Source organism: Nocardia sp. NPDC004711, assembly GCF_053601595.1.
In genome coordinates, this window is sequence record NZ_JBSGCB010000055.1 from 29,379 (window position 1) to 46,747 (window position 17,369).

The following is a 17,369-nucleotide window of genomic DNA, read 5'->3' on the forward strand; positions in this document are numbered from 1 at the left end:
TGTCGGGCCGACCCGGACCCAGCATGGAGCTCACAATACTGTCGCGCGATTGGCCAGTACGCCGGTAGCCACCCGGGCGTCGCTGACGACGGTGACGTCGATATCGACGATGAGCAGCCCAGGGGCCGCGCCCAGTCGACCCTCGATGCGGCCGAGCGGATCGATCGCGACCGAGCGGCCGATACCTGTCGGTGCATTCGGATCGACCTGCGTTCCAGTGGTTCCCGGGTCTGCCTGATCGCATCCGAGTACCCAACAGCCGGTGTCCAGTGCCCGCGCCCGTACCAGGGTGTCCCATTGCTCGGCCTTTCCGTCGCCCGCGCCCCAGGAGGTGGGAAGTAGAACCGCACCAGCCCCCTGCTCGGCGAGGCGTTGGAACAGCGTGGGAAAGCGCACGTCGTAGCAGGTAGCGATACCCAGCACGAAGCCGTCGACGGTGACCGTGACGCAGTCCGTGCCAGCGGCGACGGTGTCGGATTCGCGATAGCCGAAAGCGTCGTAGAGGTGAATCTTGTGGTAGCCGAGGTGCTTTCCGAGCCCGGTCAGTAGAACTGTGTTGTGAATCCGGTCACCCGCAGGGGTGAACATGCCCGCGACGATGAGTACATCGTGGGCGTCGGCCAAGTCGGCGACCGCAGTGGGCCACGGACCGTCGAGCGGTTGGGCCAGCTCGGCTAGCGGGGCGCCGAAGTGGGCCATGGTGGCCTCCGGGAACACGACCACCCGGGCACCGGCATCGGCCGCGCGCCGTACCCACTGTCGCATCAGCGCAAGGTTTTCGGCGGGATCAGCGGTGGAGACTACTTGGCAGAGCCCGATGCGCAATCTGGTGTGGGTCACGACTGCGCACCCTGTTCTGCCCGGGGGATCCATCCGGGTCGGCTCAGCAGGTAGCGCACCATGCGTGGGGGGATCGTCAATGTTGTTTCGATGTCGGTAGGGTGCGCCGGTAGCTCGGTTCGAATCTGATGATGCGCACCGGCTTTCACCTTGTCGACCCATTCGGGATCGATGAGTGCCGCGCGTCCGATAGCGACCAGATCCGCACCCGCATGCAGTGCGTCGCGGGCGTCGTCCAGCGATCGGATGCCACCGCTCGCAATGATCGCGCTGCGTCCGACTACCGCCGCGGCGATCGCCTCGATCGGATTGCGTGATTCCACTCGTGCCCGCGTCCTCGTCCAGTCCCGATCCTCCGGCTGCGGCGAGTTCGTCCGGAAGTTGTCCATCGAAATATGCACGTAATCGACTCCGGCGGATGCCAACCGGTCGGCGAGGCGTGCGGAGTCGTCGAGGGTGTAGCAGCCGGGCTCGGATTCGAACGGGGTGATTCGGAATCCGACGGTGACCGTTGGGCCGACCGCGCTGCGCACGGCATCGGCCACCGCGAGGGGGAAGCGCATTCGTTCGTCGAGTCCGCCGCCCCAGTCGTCGAGTCGGCGGTTGGCGCGTGGCGAAAAGAACTGGTGGATCAGATAATGATTCGCGCCGTGGATTTCGATCCCGTCGAACCCTGCCTGCACCCCGAGAGCGGCCGACTGCCCGAAGGCCGTGAGCAATTGATTGATTTCCGGACCGGTCAGCTCACGGGGCGTGTGGGCGTTGGGACGGGCCGACGGAATGGGTGAGGGGCCGCGAATGCCGCTGGGCCCCACCAGCTCCGGGAGAGCGATCCGGCCCCCGTCGTAGATCTGCAGGATACCCAGGCCGCCATCACCGCGAACGGCATCGGCGACGGAGGCCAGGCTGCCGAGGTGAATGGCGTCGGTTGCGCCGATTCCACGCCAGGACCGGCCGTCGGCGTGCACGTACGCGCACGAGGTGATGGCCGCGCCGAACTCGGCGGCGCCGCGGCGGGCGAGGTAGTCGATTTCGGCTTCGGTGACCAATCCGTCCGGCTCGGACGCATCGGTTGTCATGGGTGCGAGTACAAACCGATTTCTCAGTGTCGCACCGGAATTGAGGCGCAGCGGCGCCCAGGGATCGGCGGTTTCGTGCACAGCGGCTCCTGCGGAGAGGGTGATGTCGGGGGATCAGTCGACCGGCGGCGGCGTCTGGCGCACCGTGTAGGACAGCGAGATCGATTGCCCGGTACGGGGATCGCCGAGCTCGACGCTCCATCCGGTGCTGAATTGGCCGACGTCGGCGCGCATCGGAATGGTTCCGGACATGAGTATGGTGCCGGGCTTCAAGAGCTGGCGTGCACGTAGTTCCCCGGCCCAGTACATCGGTGTCAGCAATTCCGCGAGCGTGCCCTGCTGGATCAGCTGCGGACCGGCTCCGGTGATCACACTGCCGGTGAGTGTGAGTTCATCGATGTAGCCGGCCACGTCGTCGAGGCGCCATGCCTTGCGGGCCAGCACATCCGGTGCCGCCTGCTTGCTCCATGCCACGCCGTGTTGTTCGAGGCGGCGATCGGTGTGGTCACATGCCGCGGTCAGCAGCAGGTCACGGGGGTTGTTCCCGGCCACCACGAGCGCCCACTCGGCCTCGCCGGAGGTGCGTTCGTGTTGCACCGGGACTTCGTCGACCTGCATCGCCAGGTAGGGGGCGATCGGATAGATACATGGGATCCTGGTCGGTGCAGGCACGCCCAGCTCGGCCAGTTCGGCGACGTGCGCGGCGACATCGGCCTGGCTGCGGCCGGCATACCCGGCGTTGAGCAGCGTGGCGACCGTCACCGTGTACTGCTCGCCATCGGGCAGGTCGAAGGTGAGGCGGGTCATCGGTTGTCCTTGCTGTGAGGGTCGCGTTGTGCGACCGGTGTTTTCGAGAATTCGCGTCAACGAGACAGATGTCGCTGCCAACTCGCCTGCTGGGCGAGCTTGGCGATTCCCGCGGCGGCCGTGCGGATCGCGGGCGCCGCGGTAGCCGGTTGAAAGCGTTGTACCGAACCGGATATGGAGACCGCGGCGACCACGGTGCCGGACCAGCTTCGGACCGGCGCCGCGATACAGCTCAGGCCCGGCCTGGTCTCCTGCCGGTCGTAGGCGATGCCGGTTCGCCGGATCGCGGCGAGCTCGCGATCGAGTTGAGCCGGCGAGGAGATGCTCGACGAGGTTGCCGGACGGAGATTTCTCGCGGCCCGGTCGACCACCACGGTTTCGCTGAATGCGAGCAGCGCCTTGCCGACTGCGGTGTTGGCCGCCGGGAGCCGGACGCCGACCAGAGCGGGAGAATTGACGCAGTTGTGTCCGTGGATCTTCTCGACGTAGAGCACATCGTCGCCGACCAGAACACAGAGATTGACTGTCTCGTGGGTCATTTCGTAGAGGTCGAGCAGGTACGGCAGCGCGACGCGACGCAGATCCTGAGTATCCGGCTGCGCGGAGAGCGCGGCCAGCTCGGTCAATCGGCCGCCCGGCGAGTACTCCGTGCCACGCTTGGTGATCATCTCCCATTCGACAAGGACCGACAGCAACCGATGCGCGGTGGATTTCGGCAGGTTCGCGCGCCGAGCGATCTCGGTGACGCCCATGGTGAGGTGATGCGGCGTAAAGCTGCTCAGGAGCGCGAGCGCCTTCGCGACGGAGGTGGACGAGTCGCGGTCGGGGCGGTCCCAACCGGCGATCTCGGGAATGGCGACGCCACTACGCAGGGGGCTCGATAGCCGGGCGTATGGGGCGGTTTGGGAGATGGTCACGGTTGCCTCTCGGTCGCCAGGCCCGACCGCGGAGTCGGCGAGCTGGTGCTGTGAAAAGGGCGCGACGGATGGGTCGCGGTGGGGTCGGCGGGCTGGTGGAAGCCGTATCCGACTCGCTCCTCGACGGTATGGCCGCCGTGGCGTCCGTCACATCGGGAGAACTCCCGAGAGGCTGCCCATTCCTCAGCACCGCACCCCGACCGATCCGAGATGGGTGAACTGTGCGCTGATCGTCGCGCCGGCGGGCGCGTCGATCGCGTCGGTCAAGCCACCAGTCATCACGATCCAACCTGCCTCGATGGCATGACCGCGCTGGGCGAGCGAGTTGGCGGCCATGGCGAGCGCCTCCGCGGGATGCCCCTGTACCGCCGCGCCGACCCCGGTCGCCATCAGCTGGCCGTCGACCTCGAGCAGACAGGCCTCCAACGGCAGATTCAATGTTGTCGGGTCCGCGCCGACCGGTCCGGTCACGTAATAGGCGGAGGACGCGTTGTCGGCGATCACATCGGGCAGTGTGAAGCGGAAGTCCAGGTAGCGGCTGTCGATGATCTCGAGGCTCGCGTACACCCGATCCACCGCCGCCAGTGCGGCGGCGGCCGTGACGCCCGGTCCCTCCAACCGCCGACCCATGACGAACGTGATCTCGGGCTCGACCCGGGGATGAATCAGCAGCTCCCGCGGCAGTGGGGTGCCGTGGGGCAGTGTCATCGCATCGGTGAGCCACGCGGTCAACGGCGCTGATACACCCATCTGGCGTTGCTTGGCGGGCGAGGTCAGGCCCAATTTGACGCCGATGATGTTCTCGCCACGCTCGATTCGCTGACTCAGCGCCTCGTCTTGAACGCGGTAGGCCAGGTCGATATCGAGCTCTGGGTACTCGGCGGTGAGCGGACCGCGTGCGGTGCGCACAGCCTCCGCGCGTAACAGTTCAGCCGCCAATGAGTCGGCCGATGATTGCGTCTCCAGGACCCGGATCTGTCCGCAGGGTTCTACTTTCATGTCGCGCTCCTCGCGTCGTTCTTGGGCTCGGTGAACGTTCACCCTGATCGCCGCCGCGGACCATGAGAATCGTTGCGGTCCGCCCCCCGGAACATCGGCGCCGGCGATACGGGGACAGCCGTGTTTGCCGTTCTGCGGAACATCTCCGTTGCCGCACGCCTCTTTGTCGTCGACCCTGCCATCTCGACAAACAGTGTTGGAACAGAAGGGAATCGCCCATGGCCACCTTGGCCGTCGACGGTGTCGACATCTACTACGAGGAGTTCGGGCAGGGGGAGCCGCTGCTGCTGGTGCACGGCGCTGCCGCGTCCGGGCGGTGGTTCGGTGACCTCGTGCCCAGGCTGGCACGGACACACCGGGTCATCGTGCCGGACCTGCGTGGGCTGGGGCGCAGCGAACGCGTTGCGCCGCTGGCGCATCCGCGGGTGTGGGTGTCGGACCTGTGGCGACTCTTGGATCAGCTCGAACTCGATCGGGTTCACCTGGCCGGGGTTTCGCTGGGGTCGCGGATCGCAGGCCGATTGGTGCTCGACGACGCGGCCCGGATCCGGACCTTGACCGTGGATGCGCCGATCATCGGTTTGAGCACCAGCGGAAACACTTCCCTCAACTCGGTTTTCACCGACATCGACCCCGACAGCGCACAGGCTCGCGAATGGCAGACCTTGCACGGTGACGACTGGCGCGACGCTATCGCCTTCTACGCCGAAACGCGCGCCACCGCCGAGTTCCAGGAGTACTTGACGCTGCGGCCGCATCTCGCTGACCTCACCGTGCCGACACTGGTGTGCCGCGGCGATCACGACGATGCGATCCACCCGGTGGATGATGCCTTCATCTGGCACAAGCAGGCGCCGGACACTCGGCTTTTCATCGCGCCGGGCATGAACCAGTCGTCGGTGATGCTGGAACGCGCCGAGTCGTTCATCACGGCGTTCACCGCGTTCCAGATCAGCTGTGCGTCTGCGCTGTCGGCATGAGCCGGGTGCTCGTCACGGGATTCGGCGCATACGCGCAGGAGACCGACAACCCCAGCGGCTTGATCGCACAGCGGCTCGATGGGCGGCGGCTCGATGGTTTCGATGTCGTCGGCCGGGTCCTCCCGGTGGACACCGAGGCGGTGCGGGAGGCGCTGAGTGCGGCCATGGAATTCGCCCGGGCCGAAGTCATTCTCGTCACCGGGGTGGCACCGGGACGTACAGCACCTGCGCTCGAGCGTATCGCAATCAATGTGCGGGACTTCCCGATTCCCGATAGCGAGGGCCGCACACCGGTCGACGAGCCCGTCGAGCCGGATGCGCCCGCAGCCTATCTGAGCACGCTGCCCGTCAAGGCGATCGTCGACGGCTGGCGACGCGCGGGAATTCCGGGATACGTCTCGAATACCGCTGGTACATACCTGTGCAATCAGACTTTCTATCTAGCCCGGCATCTCGCGCGGGAGTCGGCGGCGCGGGTCGGCATGCTGCACGTTCCGGTCACGCCGGCCCGTGCCGCCGCAGCCGTTGCGCCGCAGCCGCTTCCGTCGGTCTCGCTGGACCAGCTGGAAGCGGCTGTGCTACTGGCTATTTCGATCGCTGCACGATTCGACGGGCCGGATCTTCCTATCGGAGGCGGTGCGATCAGTTGACGACGCAGCACTGGGAGCAATCCAGCAGCCGAACTCTGGAGGTGGACGGGAGCGCGGTCCACTTTCACGATGTGGGATCGGGTCCGCCGGTGATCGTTCAGCAGGCATTCGGTCCGTTGCCCGGTACCACGGCGTGGCTGACATACCATCAGGTGCTGGCGGACCTGGCGGCCGATCACCGCTGTATCTTGGTGGACTACCCCAACTTCGGGCGCAGCGCCGCACGCGAATTCCATGAGCCGGTTCACGACCTGTACGTGCGGAACACCCTCGCGATACTCGACGAGCTCGATCTGGACACCGTCACCCTGCTCGGCACATCCACTGGCGGCACCGTTGCACTCGATATGGCGCTGACTGCTCCGGAGCGCGTCTCTCGGCTCATTGTCGGAGGTTGTAGTGCGTCGACCGGCGGTGACCCGTATCTGCTCGCACCGGCCCCGACCGAGGTGGGACGGCTGTTCGACGATTGTCAGTCGGGCCCACCCGATCTCGGTGCCATCGCCCGTCTGCTTCGCGGGATCGTATACGACGCCGGGCTGATCGGCGACGACCTCGTCGAGGACATGTACAAGTGGCGGCTGCGCGAGCCAGAGCATGCCGCGACCTGGTCACGCTCGACGATCGTTCCACGTAGCAATCTGCAAGCGCTGTCGACGATTACGGTGCCGACGCTTATCGTGCACGGGCGCTTCGACCGGATGGTGCCGCTGGAGGGCGCACTGATGTTGCTCGGTCATCTGCCGACCGCGGACCTGGTTGTGCTCAACAACTGCGGGCATTGGCCGCCCTTCGAGCGTCCGCGCGAATTCATGGCCGCGGTCCGCGCATTTCTGACCGCCTGAGGATCCCGCGATCGTGGACCGGTGTTCCGGCTGACGGATCGGTGCCGTTGTCGGGCTCGGCAGCTATCGCGCATTCTCCACACCCACGCCGGAGCCGACATCGCGGCATCCAGCGTATTTCATCAGGAAGGCAATACGAGATCATGACTGAAGTTGTCGGGCTCGGCTACGTAGGTCTCTACGCAACGGATCTGGACGCCTGGCGCGCATACGGGACCGAGGTCCTCGGCCTGCAGGATGTCTCCGCCGCAGCAGGGGCCGACCAGGACACCGTCCTGCTGCGCGCCGACGAACGCGGCTGGCGGTTCGCGATTCACCGGGGTGAGGCCGGCGGGGCGGCATATATCGGCTGGGAAGTCGCCAACCGGCAGGCGCTCGACGCGCTCGGTCGCAGGCTGGCCGCGGCAGGTGTGGCGGTCGAAGAGGATGTGCGGTGCGCCGCGACCCGCCGGGTGGAGGGGCTGCTGTGGTGCGTGGACTCCGATGGCCACCGGATCGAATTCTTCTACGGCGCCCGCGTGCCGAAGCAGCCGTTCCTTTCGCCGCGTGGGATCCGTTTCGTGACAGGTGATCTCGGTCTGGGACACGTCTTCTTCTTCGTCACCGACCTGGCCGCCGCCAAGGGGTTCTATCTCGATGTGCTCGGATTCCGGCTCAGCGACACCATCGAGTTCCACGGACGCAAGGTCCACTTCCTGCACGTCAACCCGCGCCACCACAGCCTCGCATTCGTGCAGAACAACGAATTGGCCCCGGCCCTGGGACATTTCATGCTCGAGGTGGCCGACATCGACGACGTCGGACGGACCCTGGACGAGGTTGCGACCCGGGGCGTACAGCTCACCGAAACGCTCGGCAGGCATACCAACGATCTGGCGCTGTCCTTCTTCATGAAGAACCCATCCGGATCCGAGGTCGAGTACGGCTACGACGGCCGCCTCGTCGACGAGTCGACCTGGCGGGTGTCGAACTACGACTCGACCAGCCTGTGGGGCCATCACCGCCATTGAGATGCAGCGCCCGAAAGAGCTCGTGTGGCACCGAACATGACAGAGAGGACGAAATGACCGAAACCTACGCCGTCATCGGCGCGAGCCTGGCGGGGGCCCGTGCCGTCGAGGCGCTTCGAGACGAAGGGTTCGACGGTCGCGTCGTCCTGATCGGCGCCGAGCACCACCTACCCTACGATCGCCCGCCGCTGTCGAAGGAAGTGATTCTGGGACAGAAGCAACCCGGCACGACACTCATCCATCGGGATAGTTTTTACTCCGACAACGATATCGAATTGCGCCTCGGCGTGCGTGCAACCCGCATCGATACGCACAGTCGCGCAATCGAACTCGATAGCGGTACGTCGCTGCGCGTGGACAAGTTGTTGCTCTGTACAGGCACCGCGCCGCGCCGGCCGGATATTCCAGGACTTGACCTCGACGGGGTGCATTTCCTGCGTACCGTGGACGACGCGATTGCCATCCGGGAACGATTGCTGACCGGCGGTGCTGTGGTCATCGTCGGCGGTGGGTTGATCGGGATGGAGCTCGCGGCCGCCGCGGTCGTGTTGGGCAATGAAGTCACGGTGCTGGAGCGCGACGCTGGACTGTTGCGGCGAGTGCTCGGCACGCGAATCGGAGACCGGCTGTCGCGCTGGCATTCCGAGCGTGGCGTGCACATTCGAACCGATGCGGAGGTGGCCCGGATCGAGGGCGATCACCGGGTGCGCAGGGTGCGCACCGTGGACGGGTTCGTCGCCGAGGCCGACCTGGTGGTGGTCGGCATCGGCGTCGTTCCGGCACTCGATGCGGCTCGGGACTGCGGCATCGAGATCGACAACGGCATCCTCGTCGACGAATTCTGCGAGACCTCGGTGCCCGGCATCTACGCGGCGGGCGATGTGGCCCAGCATCCGAATTGGCTGACTGGACAACACATTCGACTTGAGCACTGGCAGCACGCCCAGAATCAGGGCATCGCCGCCGCCCGCGCGATGGCGGGACGCCGCGAACCTTATCGGGAGGTCCCGTGGTTCTGGTCCGATCAGGGCGACACCAACATTCAGGTCGCGGGCGATCCCCGGAGCGCCGATGAGCAGGTGTGGCGCGGCGATCCGGAATCGCTGGACTTCACCGTGTTCCACCTGCGCCGCGGAGTCCTCGTCGGAGTGGTCGGGGTCAACCGCCGCCGCGATGTCCGAATGGCGATGCCCTTGATCGAAAGACAGGTGCGCCCGGTGTCCGCGCTGCTTGCCGACCCTTCGGTGGATCTACGCAGCGTCGGTGACGACGCCGCGACGGCCACGAGCACCCAGTGGTGAAGAGGAGAAGACAATGACAACATCCGAGAAGTCGGAGAATCTTGTCCGGGTGTGTGCTGTCGGGGAATTGACCCCCGGCAACGTCACTCGGGTGAACACGCAGCCGCCCATCGCGGTATACAACATCGACGGCGCCTTCTACGCGACAGCGGACTGGTGCTCGCACGACAAGTCGTCGCTGGCCGATGAAGGATACATCGAGAACGGTCAGATCGAATGCGGCTGGCATTTCGCAAAATTCTGCATCAAGACCGGTGCGGTCACCGCGCCACCTGCATCCGCGCCGCTCGCCAAGTACGAGGTCCAGGTCGTCGACGATGCCGTCTATGTCGTGATCGAGAGCTGAAAACCGCTGTTCCGCAGCTCAGAACGAACATATCGACTCGGCACTCGCGCACTGCTTGGCTGTAGCGCAGTCATCGAATAGCAATGCCGGACAATAATATTGAAAGGAGATGGTCGTGGCTGTTGACGCCGACTATCTGCATTCACTGGTGAATTGGAAGAAGGGCAACATCGGGCCCGAGATCTTCATCAGTGAAGAAATCTACAAGCTGGAGCAGGAGCGCATTTTCGGGCGCTCCTGGCTGTTCCTGGCGCACGACAGTATGATCCCGAATCCCCACGACTTCTTCGCGACCTACATGGGCGGAGATCCGGTGCTCGTGGTGCGTCAGCCGGACGGCGGAGTCAAAGCATTCCTCAATGTCTGCCGCCACCGCGGCATGCGGGTGTGCCGCGCCGAGGAGGGCAACACCCGCTCGTTCATGTGCACCTATCACGGCTGGACCTACGACAGTGCGGGCAAGCTGATCGGCGTCCCGAACATGGAGGACGCCTACTTCAACAAGCTGTCACTCGAGGACAACGGCCTGATCCAGGTCGCGCAGGTCGACAGCTACCAGGGTCTGATCTTCGGAAACTTCGACCAGGCCGCGCCGCCGCTGCACGAGTACCTGGGTGATCTGAAGTACTACATCGACGGCTGGGTCGATCATGCCGAAGGCGGCATCGAGGTGTTGCCCGGCGCGATCAAGTGGACCATCAACGCCAATTGGAAGCTGGCCGCCGAACAGTTCGCCGGCGACACGTATCACGCCACCACGAGCCATCTTTCGTCGCTCCTGGCCTTCGGCCCGGGCTTCGAGGCCAAGGACGGCGCCCATGTCTCGCTGCGGGAGGGCCACGGTGAGAGCTTCTTGTTCGAGCGCCACACCAGGTTCGCGGACGACCCGCTCGGCCAGTACAACGAGAACAAGCGGCGCATCGCGCGCGAGCGGGTCGGCGATCGCGCCGATATGGTAGCCAACTTCAACGCGTTCCCGAACTTCGCGGGCCTGCCGGGTTCTGCGAATCTGCGGGTGTGGCACCCCAAGGGCCCCGGCAAGTTCGAGATCTGGTCGTTCACCGTCGTGGAGAAGAACGCGCCCGAGGAAGTCAAACGCGCGCAACAGATTTCGGCGTCTTTCACCGAGGGGGCCGCCGGTGTCGTCGAGACCGACGATGGGGAGAACTGGGGCATGATCGGTGGCGTTCTCGAACACGGCTATCAGGCACGGAAGATGGCCTGGAACTACGAGATGGGCCTCGGAAACGAGCAGGAACACCCGGAATTTCCGGGCGAGTACTACGACACGTTCTTCGGCGAGGCGGGTCAGCGCGGATTCTACCGGCGCTGGCTGGAATTCATGACAAGCGAGGCGTGGCCGGTGATTCCGCCGGCAGACCGGAACGGTGAGATGGCTGCGGCAGGGCCCGTAGTAGCAGGAGGTGCGGAATGACCGCCGAAGGAATCGTGGCGCCTGAAGGCACGAATGCCCTGGGACAGTTGCTGCTCCAGCATCAAGTCGAGCAGTTCCTCTACCGTGAGGCGCGGTTGCTCGATCGCTGGCAGTGGGGCACCTGGCTCGAGCTGTTCACCGAGGACATCCTCTACTGGATGCCGGTGCGCAAGAACCGTCTTCGCCGCCAGCGCGATCAGGACGAGGTGCCCCAGGGCATCGAGATGGCGCACTTCTACGACAATTACGAGTCGCTGCGGATGCGCGTGAGCCAAATGCACTCCGGAACCCACTGGGCCGAGGACCCGCCCTCGCGCTGTCGGCATCTGGTGTCCAACGTCGTCGTCACTCTACGTGGCGAGCATGACTCCGCCGCAGTGGAATCCGCGGAGTTCGACGTTGTGTCGAACTTCCTGCTGTACCGGAATCGACTCGAGTCTGAGACCGATGTCTGGGTGGGTGAACGGCGCGATGTGCTGCGTGTGACCGACGGCGAATTCAAGATCGCGAAACGCACGATCCTGCTCGACCAGAACGTCGTGCAATCGAAGAACCTCAGCGTGCTGTTCTAGCGCGCCGCCGGAAGCTGAAGGAGACGAATTGCCATGGTAGTAACAAATATCGACGATTCTGCGGACCTGGCCTTGCATCAGGCGCTGGTCGAGCGTGCGCGGGCCCTCGGGCCGCAGATCCGGGAGCTGTCCGCGGTGACGGAGGCGCTGCGCTCGGTGCCGCGGGAGCTGATCGACCAGATAGTGGCGGCCGGGCTCGGTGGACGGATCCTTGCCCCTCGCCGATTCGGAGGTGATGAGCTCACGCTCGACACCATGTACGAGGTGTCGCTGGAACTCGGGCGCGCCTGTGCGTCCACGGCTTGGTGTGCGGCGCTGCTGCCACACGATGCGCACATGGTCGGGTTCTTCCCGCTCACCGCACAAGAGGCGGTGTGGGCGGACGGTCCGGACGCCTGCATCGCCGCATCGCTCGCCCCTGCGGCGACGGTGCAGAAGGTCGACGGCGGCTATCGGCTGACGGGCAGGCACGCCTTCGCCAGCGGTGTCGACCACGCGTCCTGGGTGATCGTCAGCGGACTGATCAAGGATGGCGGCCGGCCGGCGAATCACCACTTCCTGGTGCGGCCGGGCGATTACACCATCGATGACGACTGGTATGCGGCCGGTATGCGCGGCACCGGTAGTAAGACCATCGTGGTCGACGATATCTTCGTGCCGGACGGGTTCGTGCTACCCGCGGCGGCGTTGGTATCGGGCGACGGTCCGGGCACCGAAATCAATCAGGGCCCGCTCTACCGTCAGCCGTTGGCGCTGCACGCCGGGCTCACCTTCCTCGGCCCGATGATGGGTACAGCGCTGGATGCATACGACCACTTCGTCGAGTGGGCGCGCAGCCGCCCGCAGACCGCCGGCTCGGAGATCGTCCAGGAGGCGGTCGCGCGCACCACAGCCGACCTCAGGCTGGCGCAGCTGTCGATTCGGCGAATCCTGGACGCAGCCGGCACTTCCGGGCGGCTCGAGCTGGCCGATCGCGCAGAGATCCTGCGCGACTACAACCGGGTGACCGAACTGCTCGTCGAATCCGTCGATCGACTGTTCGCGCTGAGCGGCACGTCGGGCTTCAAGGACACGAGCCCTATGCAGCAAAAGTGGCGCGACATCCACATGATGGCCAGCCATGTGTCGTTCGCCCGCGCCAACTACCAGCATTACGGACGCATGGTGCTCGGCCTCCAGCGCGACCCCAAGCTAGCGGTGTTCTGAGTCGCAGTCCTCACACACTCCACGTTGTTCCACTAGATCTCCGGAAAGAAGCAGATCCATGGCCGCTGTCAGCCAACTCAGTTATGTCGTAGGGACGTCCAGCGACGTCCCGGGGTGGAAACAGTACGCGACCGACGTTCTCGGGCTGGAGGTGTCGCGCGACAGCGACAACAGTCTGCTCTACGTTCGCGCCGACGACCGGCACCACCGGATCGGAGTGCGCGCCGGCCACGACGATGATGTGGCGTATGTGGGCTGGGATGTGCCCTCGAAGGTGGCGCTCGAGGCGGCAGCGGCCCAGCTCGAGGCCGCGGGCGTCGTCGTAACGGCGGGAACGCCGGAGGAGGCGGCCGATCGGCGAGTCATGGAGTTCGTCCACTTCATCTGCCCGTATTCGGAAGTGCGGATGGAACTCGTGCTCGGACACGAGAAGGTGTTCATGCCGCGGTTCCGTCCGGGACGGGACATGGCGGGGTTCAATACCGGCGAGATGGGCATGGGGCATGTCGTGCTCTACGCCGCCGACATCCTCGGTGCGGCCGACTTCTATTCGCGGGTACTGGGTTTCGGTGTCAGCGACTTCGCGCACATTCCCAAGGTGGGACCGTTCGCGGTATTCCTGCACTGCAACTCGCGCCATCATTCGCTCGCGTTCATGCATATTCCGGGCGCGCCGCGCCGCATCCAGCACGTCATGTTCGAGACGGTCAGCATCGATGACGTCGGCCACAGCTACGACCTGTGCCTCGAGCGCGGTATCACCAGCACTTCGACCGGCCGCCACCAGAACGACCACGTCTTCTCGTTCTACTTCCGCAATCCTTCCGGATGGCATTTCGAGTACGGCTGGGGCCCGCGGTTGGTCGACCCGGCAACATGGACGGCTGAAAGCTATTCCCTGGGTTCAGGTTTCGCCTGGGGACACCACGGCCTGATGAAGATGGTGTGACTGCCGTGGAACGAAGGATGCGGCCATTCATCGTCGGGCTCGGCGGCACACTGCGCGCCGAGTCCTCGACGGAGTCGGCTCTGCGCATTGCGCTGGATGCCGCCGCCGCGAACGGTGCGCGCACGGAACTGTTCGGCGGCAGCGTGCTCGCGGCCCTGCCGATGTACGACCCGGACGGGCCGAAAGTCGCTGAGGCCAGAAGGCTCATCGATGCACTGCGAGTCGCCGACGGCGTAATCATCGCGTCGCCCGGCTACCACGGGTCGATATCGGGATTGGTGAAGAACGCCCTCGACTATGTCGAGGACCTTCGCGAGGACGGCAACCCGTATCTCTCGGGCCGTGCAGTCGGGTGCGTGACCACGGCCTACGGCTGGCAGGCCGCGGTCACCACGCTGCAGACGCTGCGCAGCATCGTGCACGCGTTGCGGGGCTGGCCCACTCCGCTGGGCGCGGCGATCAACTCGGCGACCACGCGGATCGCCTACGGGCAGCAGCCGGACGAGCGAGTCGAATTTCAATTGCAGACCGTCGGCCGCGAAGTGTGCGCACTGAGTGGGATGGCGCACACGGTCAAAAACGGTGTCGCGGTTGCCATGCCGGAATAGGTAGTGGCGCGGCGCGCAAAGAATCGCCCCGATATTCGGCTTCATCGAATATCGGGGCGATATGCGTCGGAAGGGATTCGCGTTGGTCAGGCATCCTCGAAGATTGCGAAATGCTTCCCCGCGGTGAGCCCGCCATCGACGGCCAGGACTGCGCCGGTGATGTAACTGGCCTCGTCGGAGGCGAGGAAGACTGCCGGCCGGGCAATCTCTTCCGGTTCGGCGTAGCGCTTCATCGGGCACAGGTCATCGAGCAGGGAGTCATGGCCGGGTACTCGTTCGAGGTAGTCCTGAATGCGGGGAGTCATCGTGCTTCCGGGGCAGATCGCGTTCACGCGGATGGCGTCGGCGGCATAGTCCATTGCCATGTTCTTGGTCAGCAGCAGGACTCCGCCCTTGGCGGCACTGTAAGCGGAGCAACGGTTTTCGGCGAGCAGTCCCGCGGTCGAGGATATGTTGACGATGCTGCCGCCGCCCATCCGTCGCAGTTCGGGGATTACGAACTTCGAGCAGCGATAGACCGAGGTCAGGTTGATATCGATCATCCGATACCAGTCGCTGTCGGCCATCTCGTCCACACGCTTCGGCAGGCTCGCGCCGGCGACATTGAACAGTGCGTCGATCCGTCCGAAGCTGTCGAGGGCCGTCGCGACGACGCGTGGCATCGCATCGGCGTCCGTGACATCAGCGGTCGCCCACGCGGATTGCCCGCCGGCGTCGGTGATCGATCGGGCCGTCGCGCGGGCCGCGTCGCGGTGCAGATCCGCGACGACCACCGAGCCGCCACGCGCGGTCCACTCGACCGCGATCGCCCGCCCGATACCTGCGCCCGCAGCGGTGACGATGGCGACCCGGCCGGCCAGTGGCAAATGAGAATTCGGATTGGACACGTTAATTCGACCCTTCGGGTAAACGGTACGGTGAACGGGCTGAGGTCAATTCAGCTGTTCCGGCATGTGGCACAACGGATTTGAGTGTGATAATGCTTGACCTGGTGTGTATCGAATCATAAGATTCGTTCAACGGGCAGTAGCTTTGTTCTACGCGCCGGAATCAAATGGGTAGATCGTTCATAGTCGAATTGGACGGTCCGAGTGCCTGCAAAAATATCGATGCGGAGGCATGGTGTTAGTCACCAAATATGAACCAGAAGTCGCGGCGGACTACGAGCGGGTTCGGGCGTCGATCGCCGCGCGCTTCACCAATCCGCTCGACCTGCCCAAGGAGATCTTCTCCGATCCGCTGGTGTACCGGGAAGAGTTGCAGCGGATCTTCTACGGTCCATACTGGCATCCGGTCGCGCACCGAGCGGAATTGGGCGAGGTCAACAGCTTCAAAACGGCATGGCTCGGCGAAGTCCCGATCCTGGTCAGCCGGGGTTCCGATGACAAGATTCGAGCGTTCGTCAACACCTGCACCCATCGCGGGACGTTGCTGGAACAGCGCTCGGCCGGAGTAGCCACAGAGTTCCAATGTCCTTATCACCGTTGGCTTTTCAACAGTTCGGGTGACTTCTGCGGAGCGCCGGGGGAGCGGGATTTCCGTTCCGACTTCGATCGCAAGGACTACGCGCTGCCGGAGCTGCGGGTCGCGGAGCTGGCCGGGTTGATCTTCGTGACGAGACATCGCGAGACCCCGTTGCTCGAAACCTTTCTCGGCGAGTGCGCAGATCCGGTCCGTGATTGCCTGCTCGACGATGGGAACCTCACCCTGCTCGGCTACCAGAAGGTCGTCTACAAAACGAACTGGAAGACCTACTTCGACAACGACTTCTATCATGCGCCGTTGCTGCACACCGGGTTTCGGATTCTGGGTTGGCAAGGTGGCAAGGGTGAAGTTCGGATCACACAACCGGTCGGCCACTTCTCGGTCGGCTATCAGAGCACACCGTACGTCGACAACGGCTACCTGGCGGATCCGAGCGTCGTACAGTTTCGCGGCGCGGACGACCGGGCCAGAGTTGTAGCATTGCGCCCGGTCACGGTGCTGACCAAGCATGTCGACACCATCAACGTGCGATTCGCACGCCCACGTGGTGTCGATCGTACCGAGGTCAGCTATGCATTCTTCGGGCACGCCGGCGACACCGAGGAGTATCGCGCGCATCGAGTACGGCAAGCATCGAATCTGTTGGGGCCCAGCGGTTTCATCACGATCGAGGATGCCGCGGTTTTCAACCGCCAGCAAATGACCTCGGATGACGGGACATTGGCCCGCTTCGTCAAGGGCGTCGACGGCCGCCCCGAAGACGCCACTCAGAACGACGAGATCGGCAATACCGTCGGCTGGGCGAACTACCGGAAGGTGATGGGCTTTGATTACTGAGACTACCGCCGGACTGCACGCGATCGACGAGCTGCTCGGGCGCTGCTCCTACGTGCTCGACCAACAGGACTGGGCGCAATGGCCGGACCTGTTCGCGCAGGAATGCTCGTACACCGTGCAAACCCTAGACAACATCGAGCGCGGCTTGCCGCTGGCGTATATGTATGACGACAATCGCGCCAGAGTGCTGGACCGTGTCAAGTTCATCACCGAGGTTTGGGCGGGGACCATCGAGCCGTACCGGACTCGCCATGTCACCCAGCGCACCCACGCGAGCCCGGTGGATGCCGACCACTGGATGGTCCGTTCGAACTTCCACGTGAGCTTCACCGAGAACGATTCGCTATCAGGACTTTTGGCGACCGGGTACTACGAAGACGCGATCGAGCTCACCGGCGGCAGCGCTCGGCTGACGAGTCGCGCAGTTCGCCTCGACAGTATGCCCGCCCGCTATCTCGTATATCCGCTGTAGCGGTTGACACTTCGGCGCGTGACCGCCGCGG

Annotated in this window: 19 protein-coding genes; 13 read left to right on the top strand and 6 right to left on the bottom strand. The window is 64.7% G+C overall.

Translation table 11 applies throughout. From position 1 onward, the window contains the following. Window positions 1-30: 30 nt before the first annotated feature. The 5 genes from ACWEKS_RS38730 to ACWEKS_RS38750 form a co-directional block, all read right to left on the bottom strand. Entirely contained in the window at window positions 31-840 is an 810-nt protein-coding gene (locus tag ACWEKS_RS38730; RefSeq protein WP_452344700.1) for a carbon-nitrogen hydrolase family protein, read from the bottom strand. Continuing rightward, entirely contained in the window at window positions 837-2,000 is a 1,164-nt protein-coding gene (locus ACWEKS_RS38735; protein ID WP_452344701.1) for an oxidoreductase, read from the bottom strand. Before ACWEKS_RS38735 ends, ACWEKS_RS38730 begins: the two co-directional genes overlap by 4 nt. Window positions 2,001-2,033: 33 nt before the next feature. Continuing rightward, window positions 2,034-2,726: a DUF2848 domain-containing protein gene (locus tag ACWEKS_RS38740; protein WP_452344702.1), complete on the bottom strand. Its 693-nt coding sequence runs from the start codon at window positions 2,724-2,726 to the stop codon at window positions 2,034-2,036. A gap of 56 nt (window positions 2,727-2,782) precedes the next feature. After that, a complete protein-coding gene (locus ACWEKS_RS38745; RefSeq protein ID WP_452344703.1) occupies window positions 2,783-3,643 on the bottom strand; it encodes an IclR family transcriptional regulator in 861 nt (286 codons plus the stop codon). 183 nt (window positions 3,644-3,826) lie between these two features. Further along, complete coding sequence (locus ACWEKS_RS38750; protein WP_452344704.1) at window positions 3,827-4,642, bottom strand: 2-keto-4-pentenoate hydratase; 816 nt, start codon at window positions 4,640-4,642, stop codon at window positions 3,827-3,829. Window positions 4,643-4,860: 218 nt separating this feature from the next. Here ACWEKS_RS38750 and ACWEKS_RS38755 point away from each other — a divergent pair, with 218 nt between their 5' ends. The 11 genes from ACWEKS_RS38755 (at window position 4,861) to ACWEKS_RS38805 (ending at window position 14,544) form a co-directional block, all read left to right on the top strand. Continuing rightward, on the top strand, window positions 4,861-5,622 hold the full coding sequence (locus tag ACWEKS_RS38755; RefSeq protein ID WP_452344705.1) for an alpha/beta fold hydrolase: 762 nt from the start codon (window positions 4,861-4,863) through the stop codon (window positions 5,620-5,622). Beyond that, entirely contained in the window at window positions 5,619-6,272 is a 654-nt protein-coding gene (locus ACWEKS_RS38760) for a pyroglutamyl-peptidase I family protein (RefSeq protein WP_452344706.1), read from the top strand. The genes ACWEKS_RS38755 and ACWEKS_RS38760 overlap by 4 nt, the downstream gene beginning before the upstream one ends. Before the next feature lie 41 nt (window positions 6,273-6,313). Beyond that, the gene (locus tag ACWEKS_RS38765; protein ID WP_452344728.1) at window positions 6,314-7,117 is read left to right on the top strand and encodes an alpha/beta fold hydrolase; all 804 of its coding nucleotides are present in this window, start codon (window positions 6,314-6,316) and stop codon (window positions 7,115-7,117) included. Between the two features lie 143 nt (window positions 7,118-7,260). After that, window positions 7,261-8,127, top strand: a complete 867-nt coding sequence (locus ACWEKS_RS38770; protein ID WP_452344707.1) for a VOC family protein — start codon at window positions 7,261-7,263, stop codon at window positions 8,125-8,127. A 53-nt stretch (window positions 8,128-8,180) separates the two neighbouring features. Further along, the gene (locus ACWEKS_RS38775; RefSeq protein WP_452344708.1) at window positions 8,181-9,428 is read left to right on the top strand and encodes an NAD(P)/FAD-dependent oxidoreductase; all 1,248 of its coding nucleotides are present in this window, start codon (window positions 8,181-8,183) and stop codon (window positions 9,426-9,428) included. A gap of 13 nt (window positions 9,429-9,441) precedes the next feature. Further along, window positions 9,442-9,774 carry a non-heme iron oxygenase ferredoxin subunit gene (locus tag ACWEKS_RS38780; RefSeq protein ID WP_452344709.1) on the top strand — a complete coding sequence of 111 codons (333 nt, stop codon included), beginning with the start codon at window positions 9,442-9,444 and terminating at the stop codon, window positions 9,772-9,774. A 109-nt stretch (window positions 9,775-9,883) separates the two neighbouring features. Next, the gene (locus tag ACWEKS_RS38785; protein WP_452344710.1) at window positions 9,884-11,209 is read left to right on the top strand and encodes an aromatic ring-hydroxylating dioxygenase subunit alpha; all 1,326 of its coding nucleotides are present in this window, start codon (window positions 9,884-9,886) and stop codon (window positions 11,207-11,209) included. Continuing rightward, window positions 11,206-11,781, top strand: a complete 576-nt coding sequence (locus ACWEKS_RS38790) for an aromatic-ring-hydroxylating dioxygenase subunit beta (RefSeq protein ID WP_452344711.1) — start codon at window positions 11,206-11,208, stop codon at window positions 11,779-11,781. Before ACWEKS_RS38785 ends, ACWEKS_RS38790 begins: the two co-directional genes overlap by 4 nt. 33 nt (window positions 11,782-11,814) lie before the next feature. Beyond that, window positions 11,815-12,987, top strand: coding sequence for an acyl-CoA dehydrogenase family protein (locus ACWEKS_RS38795; RefSeq protein WP_452344712.1), 1,173 nt, complete (start codon window positions 11,815-11,817; stop codon window positions 12,985-12,987). 58 nt (window positions 12,988-13,045) lie between these two features. Further along, complete coding sequence (locus ACWEKS_RS38800; RefSeq protein WP_452344713.1) at window positions 13,046-13,936, top strand: VOC family protein; 891 nt, start codon at window positions 13,046-13,048, stop codon at window positions 13,934-13,936. Window positions 13,937-13,953: 17 nt separating this feature from the next. Beyond that, on the top strand, window positions 13,954-14,544 hold the full coding sequence (locus ACWEKS_RS38805; RefSeq protein ID WP_452344714.1) for an NADPH-dependent FMN reductase: 591 nt from the start codon (window positions 13,954-13,956) through the stop codon (window positions 14,542-14,544). An 86-nt stretch (window positions 14,545-14,630) separates the two neighbouring features. Here ACWEKS_RS38805 and ACWEKS_RS38810 read toward each other — a convergent pair whose 3' ends face one another. Continuing rightward, window positions 14,631-15,431 (bottom strand): SDR family NAD(P)-dependent oxidoreductase, encoded by an 801-nt coding sequence (locus ACWEKS_RS38810; protein ID WP_452344715.1) that lies wholly within the window; start codon window positions 15,429-15,431, stop codon window positions 14,631-14,633. Between the two features lie 232 nt (window positions 15,432-15,663). On the opposite strand from ACWEKS_RS38810, the gene ACWEKS_RS38815 reads away from it, so the two are divergent. Next, window positions 15,664-16,866 carry an aromatic ring-hydroxylating oxygenase subunit alpha gene (locus tag ACWEKS_RS38815; protein WP_452344716.1) on the top strand — a complete coding sequence of 401 codons (1,203 nt, stop codon included), beginning with the start codon at window positions 15,664-15,666 and terminating at the stop codon, window positions 16,864-16,866. Continuing rightward, window positions 16,856-17,338, top strand: a complete 483-nt coding sequence (locus ACWEKS_RS38820; RefSeq protein WP_452344717.1) for an aromatic-ring-hydroxylating dioxygenase subunit beta — start codon at window positions 16,856-16,858, stop codon at window positions 17,336-17,338. Before ACWEKS_RS38815 ends, ACWEKS_RS38820 begins: the two co-directional genes overlap by 11 nt. Window positions 17,339-17,369 lie beyond the last annotated feature (31 nt).

Coding starts and splice junctions, on each gene's coding strand:
- ACWEKS_RS38740 (WP_452344702.1), bottom strand. CDS start 2,726: ATGACCCGCCTCACCTTCGACCTGCCCGATGGCGAGCAGTACACGGTG.
- ACWEKS_RS38750 (WP_452344704.1), bottom strand. CDS start 4,642: ATGAAAGTAGAACCCTGCGGACAGATCCGGGTCCTGGAGACGCAATCA.
- ACWEKS_RS38755 (WP_452344705.1), top strand. CDS start 4,861: ATGGCCACCTTGGCCGTCGACGGTGTCGACATCTACTACGAGGAGTTC.
- ACWEKS_RS38760 (WP_452344706.1), top strand. CDS start 5,619: ATGAGCCGGGTGCTCGTCACGGGATTCGGCGCATACGCGCAGGAGACC.
- ACWEKS_RS38770 (WP_452344707.1), top strand. CDS start 7,261: ATGACTGAAGTTGTCGGGCTCGGCTACGTAGGTCTCTACGCAACGGAT.
- ACWEKS_RS38775 (WP_452344708.1), top strand. CDS start 8,181: ATGACCGAAACCTACGCCGTCATCGGCGCGAGCCTGGCGGGGGCCCGT.
- ACWEKS_RS38780 (WP_452344709.1), top strand. CDS start 9,442: ATGACAACATCCGAGAAGTCGGAGAATCTTGTCCGGGTGTGTGCTGTC.
- ACWEKS_RS38785 (WP_452344710.1), top strand. CDS start 9,884: ATGGTCGTGGCTGTTGACGCCGACTATCTGCATTCACTGGTGAATTGG.
- ACWEKS_RS38790 (WP_452344711.1), top strand. CDS start 11,206: ATGACCGCCGAAGGAATCGTGGCGCCTGAAGGCACGAATGCCCTGGGA.
- ACWEKS_RS38795 (WP_452344712.1), top strand. CDS start 11,815: ATGGTAGTAACAAATATCGACGATTCTGCGGACCTGGCCTTGCATCAG.
- ACWEKS_RS38800 (WP_452344713.1), top strand. CDS start 13,046: ATGGCCGCTGTCAGCCAACTCAGTTATGTCGTAGGGACGTCCAGCGAC.
- ACWEKS_RS38805 (WP_452344714.1), top strand. CDS start 13,954: ATGCGGCCATTCATCGTCGGGCTCGGCGGCACACTGCGCGCCGAGTCC.
- ACWEKS_RS38815 (WP_452344716.1), top strand. CDS start 15,664: ATGGTGTTAGTCACCAAATATGAACCAGAAGTCGCGGCGGACTACGAG.